Raw genomic sequence first — 4,593 nt, 5'->3', positions numbered from 1 at the left:
CCCCTTCTATGGTCTATGCCTCCGGGTTTGGAATGGGAATTATCTGGATTATTCTGGCACTGACCGGAATTATCGACTGGATTGCAAAGGTAACACCAAATTCAGTAATTCGTGGAATACAAATTACCCTGGGGATATTATTGGCTATGGAAGCCTACAAGATGATATCCACCTGGTGGATGATTGGGATTGTCTCAATCATTATTGTGTTGCTATTACGACAAAACCGCTATGCTCCTGCCGCTATCGTCCTGATGGTTATTGGTATAGTAATTATGTTATTTAAAGGACAGTTTGTCCAAATAAGTTCGCCAATGCTTGTTTTTCCAACCTTTACCAGGTTCTCATTAAAAGAAATTTGGCAGACCCTGTTATTGGCTGGTTTTGCCCAGGTTCCCTTAACTGCTACCAATGCTACTATTGCTACCTCTTCTTTGATAAAAACCTACTGGCCAGGAAGAAATGTGCCGGCAAGACAGCTTGCCTGGAACCAGGGGATTATGAATGTCATACTCCCTTTTTTAGGCGGAATGCCTACCTGTCACGGTGCAGGAGGATTGGCCGGGCAATATTATTTCGGGGCACGTACCGGAGGAACTAACATCATAGAAGGTTTATTGGAAATTACCATGGGATTGTTCCTTTCAGTATCCATCGCCAGTCTATTTTCTGTTTTTCCCAGGGCAATCATAGGATCCATGATGTTTATGATAGGGATAGAACTTACCAAGTTTATCAAAGATGTGAAGCCAGGCAAAGACATGATACCTATGGCAGTAACCATTATCATTGCCCTGGCTAGTAATATGTTTTTCGGTTTTTTAGCAGGGATCATAATTCATTATTTACTTTTGCAATTTTATAAGTGCAAAAAAGAATAAAAGTTATATTAATTCTATTTTGAATATATTTCTTTGTATATTCATCTATAAAATAAGAAATTTATATAGAACAATTAAAGGGAGAAGAGTTTACTCTTCTCCCTTATTGTAAATTATATTCATTAACAATGTACTTACAAATTACCAGCGATTCCCACGGTTACCCCTGTTTACCATATCACAGTCATCGCAAACAGACTGATGGTTAGATCCTGGGTTAAAACCTTTATTCATACTGGCATTACCCATATTTCCCATGTTAAATCCTTGCATTTGGAATCCTGCAGCACAGTTCTCCAATTGTTCAGGGGTTAGTAATTCTTTGAATTTAGTCTGTCTTTCAATAGCCTTCATTCTAACTTCTACCTGTAATTTAGATATTTCTTCTAATTTAGTTCTAATCTGTTCAATATTTATCGGGTCTTCCAGCTTTAATTCCCTCATCTCCAGTTGTTTCAACTGAATTTGATTTCTAAGCTCTAAAGTTTCTTTCTGAAAACTTAACATCATTTCTCTCATCTCAGCTTGCTGTTCTGTTGATAGCTCCAGGTTAAACATTCCCCTGGGTGTATCATCATTCTGAACAGGTGGAGTAAAGTTTTGTCCCGCAGGTCCCTGTCTTTGGCCAGTAAAGCGATTAGGGGTGGTTGCACAACCCGAAAAATTTCCCTGTTTTGGTGCATAAGCAAATGAGCTGATGCTTACCATTGTCAAAGTAAGTGCTGCTATTAATAAAACAACGAGTATCTTTTTATTATTCATCTTTTATCTTCCTTTCTTTTCATTAAAAATGAATTTTGTTTTTTGCTTTCATCTACTTATACACAAATTAGAATTGATTTCTTTCAAAAATATTAAATATTTTTAAATTTATTTTGAGAATTAGAAAATACTATTTTGAAAAGTTAACAGTTGACAATGTCAACTATTACTGTTAATATATTTTCAGCCCGGATTTTCTTTTAAGAATTTATAAATAGACCGAGAGAGGGGAGAGACAAGAGGAATCATGAACAAAAGCATCGCTGCAATTTGCAGTTTACTTGAAAAGACCGCCTGGCATTTTGGTAATCATGGGATCAGCGAGAAATGCTGTGGAGATCTTTCTTTTACAGAATACATAGCATTAAAAATAGTCTACAAAAACGATCAATCGACCATACAGTTTATTGGCCATGCTTTAAATTTTACCAAAAGCGGAGCCACAAAGATTATCAACCGCCTGGAATGGAAAGGATATGTCATCCGGAAAAATTCTCTCAGAGATGGACGTTTCTGTTGTGTTTCCATTACCGATAAGGGAATAGCTGTAATATCAAGGATAATCGAAAATCAGACAATACAACTGGAGAATAGATTGAAACACTTAACACCTGAAAAAAAAGAAGATATCAAAATTACCTTAGAAATTTTAGTAAATGCTTTACAGGAACACAAATCCTTAAAACCAGCCTTAGAAGATGACTTGAAAGGAGAATGTTGCTGTTGAATACCTTAATCAATACTATACAATATTTTATCATGATAACGTTGGAGCTGACTATCCTTTTTTTGGGTATTAGCGCTCTCGTTGCCTTACTCCTTATGTATTTGCCAAAAGAAAAAATTAAAATCTGGATGAACGGGAAAGGAATTATTGGCAATATATTTGGTGCCATTATTGGTTCTGTTACCCCATTTTGTGCCTGTTCAACTATTCCCTTAACCCTGGGTTTTCTGGAAGCAGGCATCCCTTTTGGTGCAGTGATGTCCTTTGTTATTTCCTCACCCTTGCTGAATCCAATTATCATTGGAATGTTAATTGTATTAATGGGCATAAAAACAGCCATTTTATATTTTTTAATAGTATTTATGGCAGCTATTATTTTCGGAATTATCCTGGAAAAGACCGGGGGTTCAAAGCTGATTAAAAAAGTCCGTCTAAAAGGAGAAGGACATCTAAATGATGAAGTACCTGAATCTTTAAAGAATAAATTAAAGCTTTCCTTTCTAAAAGCCTGGAGCGATTTTAGAGGAGTATTGTTATACCTGCTTATTGGTGTTGGTATAGGAGCTATTATTTATGGTTACCTGCCTCAGGAATTTGTCTTAAAATATGCCGGACCTGATAATCTATTTGCTGTACCGATTGCTGCACTTATCGGTGTGCCACTCTATATTCGAGCAGAATCAGCTATTCCAATTGGTATTTCACTAATGCAGAAGGGGATGAATATAGGAACAGTCATAGCATTGGTTATCGGTGGCGCAGGAATGGCTATCCCGGAGATGAGTATGCTGGCAGCTATTTTCAAGAAAAATTTAGTAACTGCCATTGTGTTAGTCATATTTTTAACTGCTGTAACGGGTGGTTATATTTTTAATGCAATCTAAAGATAAAAAATAAAATCAAAATAAGGAGTCGTAAAATGAAGAAAGAAGAAAAGAAAGGATTGTTTGGTAGGATCTTTGGAAACAAAGAGAAAAAATCATGTTGCTGTAATTTAGAAATTGAAGAGATAGCTGAAGATCAAAGTGATGATAAAAATGTAAAAGATTCACCAAAAGATAAAGGAAAATCCTGTTGTTAATAAGTTTTAATTGAAAAAAAGTTGGTATCCCTTCAATACTTTCTATGGGATATTTGCAAATAAAAGAGATTATTATAAATATAAGGAGAAAAAAATTGAAAACACTTAAAATTGAATGGAAACATCTTGATATAGAAGGCGAGACCTGTAATCGTTGTTATGATACAGGGGAGAACCTTAATCAGGAAGTTAAAAGATTAAATAGAATACTGCAACCTCAGGGAATTAATATAGAATGGTTTGAAACCAAACTTGATGATACTCAGATCCCACAGTCAAATACAATTTTATTCAATGGAGTTCCTATTGAAGATATTTTAAATATTGAGATTTCAGAAAATTACTGTGAATCATGTTCAACTTGCCTGGAGGCAGAAACCTACTGTCGTACTGTGATTTATGATGGTCAGGAGTATGAGGAAGTACCGGCAAAAGCAATCAGGGAAGCAGTTTATAAAGTCTTAGGTATCGAAAAGAAAAAACCAAAGATCCAGTCAAATTGCAGTTGTGGTTGTGATTCTAATCAGTGCTGTTAATTAAAATAGTAGAAGGAATTTTTAAGCCCAACACAGAGAAATTATCAAAAAATAATACTCCCTATTTAATTTGTAAATAGGGAGTATTGCCTATCTTGATTTTATTCAATATTTCCCATGATACGGATAAAGATTCTGGCATTCTGGGGATCGTTGGTCATAATACGTATTGCCTTGCGAAACTCACCCTCCTTTAATTGGTTTGTTTCCATGTATACTTCTGCTTCAAACTGTTCTTCTAGTGGAATTGTCAGCGGTATTGGTAGATTATTAGTAAATATATCCTCTGAAACAATCTCCTCGATTATCAAATCAGCATCACCGGTATTGGAAATTGTAAACTGAATTTTTTGAATTTCACCAAGACTAATTGACCCTAAATCAAAGGTCTGTTCGGATAATTCAATATCAGGATTAGGGACACGAAGTACAGTTATCGTTGCCTCGATTCTCTTTTCGGGATTTTCCGGGTCGTTGGATTTAATGGTAACTATCTTGCTTACTTCACCTTCATAGCCGGTAGGGTCAAAGATTGTTTTAAGTAATACTTCTTCACCTGGTGGTATTTCTTTTTCAGTTAAATCAAGAATAACACAGGGACAGGAA

7 protein-coding genes are annotated in these 4,593 nt (G+C 35.5%); 5 read left to right on the top strand and 2 right to left on the bottom strand.

The window, feature by feature from the left end; translation table 11 throughout:
* Positions 1 to 881: solute carrier family 23 protein (locus PHQ99_07895; GenBank protein ID MDD4289492.1), on the top strand; the 881-nt coding region annotated here is incomplete at its 5' end.
* Positions 882 to 1,022: 141 nt separating this feature from the next.
* On the opposite strand, the gene PHQ99_07890 is transcribed toward PHQ99_07895, so the two are convergent.
* Positions 1,023 to 1,643: a Spy/CpxP family protein refolding chaperone gene (locus PHQ99_07890; protein ID MDD4289491.1), complete on the bottom strand. Its 621-nt coding sequence runs from the start codon at positions 1,641 to 1,643 to the stop codon at positions 1,023 to 1,025.
* A 247-nt stretch (positions 1,644 to 1,890) separates the two neighbouring features.
* Between PHQ99_07890 and PHQ99_07885 the strand changes: the two genes are divergently transcribed.
* The 4 genes from PHQ99_07885 (at position 1,891) to PHQ99_07870 (ending at position 3,987) form a co-directional block, all read left to right on the top strand.
* Positions 1,891 to 2,370 (top strand): winged helix DNA-binding protein, encoded by a 480-nt coding sequence (locus PHQ99_07885; GenBank protein MDD4289490.1) that lies wholly within the window; start codon positions 1,891 to 1,893, stop codon positions 2,368 to 2,370.
* Positions 2,367 to 3,254 carry a permease gene (locus PHQ99_07880; GenBank protein ID MDD4289489.1) on the top strand — a complete coding sequence of 296 codons (888 nt, stop codon included), beginning with the start codon at positions 2,367 to 2,369 and terminating at the stop codon, positions 3,252 to 3,254. Before PHQ99_07885 ends, PHQ99_07880 begins: the two co-directional genes overlap by 4 nt.
* A 35-nt stretch (positions 3,255 to 3,289) precedes the next feature.
* Entirely contained in the window at positions 3,290 to 3,451 is a 162-nt protein-coding gene (locus PHQ99_07875) for a hypothetical protein (GenBank protein MDD4289488.1), read from the top strand.
* 95 nt (positions 3,452 to 3,546) lie between these two features.
* Complete coding sequence (locus tag PHQ99_07870; protein ID MDD4289487.1) at positions 3,547 to 3,987, top strand: DUF2703 domain-containing protein; 441 nt, start codon at positions 3,547 to 3,549, stop codon at positions 3,985 to 3,987.
* A gap of 101 nt (positions 3,988 to 4,088) precedes the next feature.
* On the opposite strand, the gene PHQ99_07865 is transcribed toward PHQ99_07870, so the two are convergent.
* Positions 4,089 to 4,593, bottom strand: a 505-nt coding sequence (locus PHQ99_07865; GenBank protein ID MDD4289486.1) for a DUF1573 domain-containing protein, incomplete at its 5' end; no start/stop codon positions are given.

It is taken from the genome of Atribacterota bacterium (assembly GCA_028703475.1).
Classification (GTDB): Bacteria; Atribacterota; Phoenicimicrobiia; order Phoenicimicrobiales; family Stramentimicrobiaceae; genus JAQVMU01.
The sequence above is the reverse complement of the archived record's forward strand: the minus strand, read 5'-3'. Positions and strand labels throughout refer to the sequence as shown.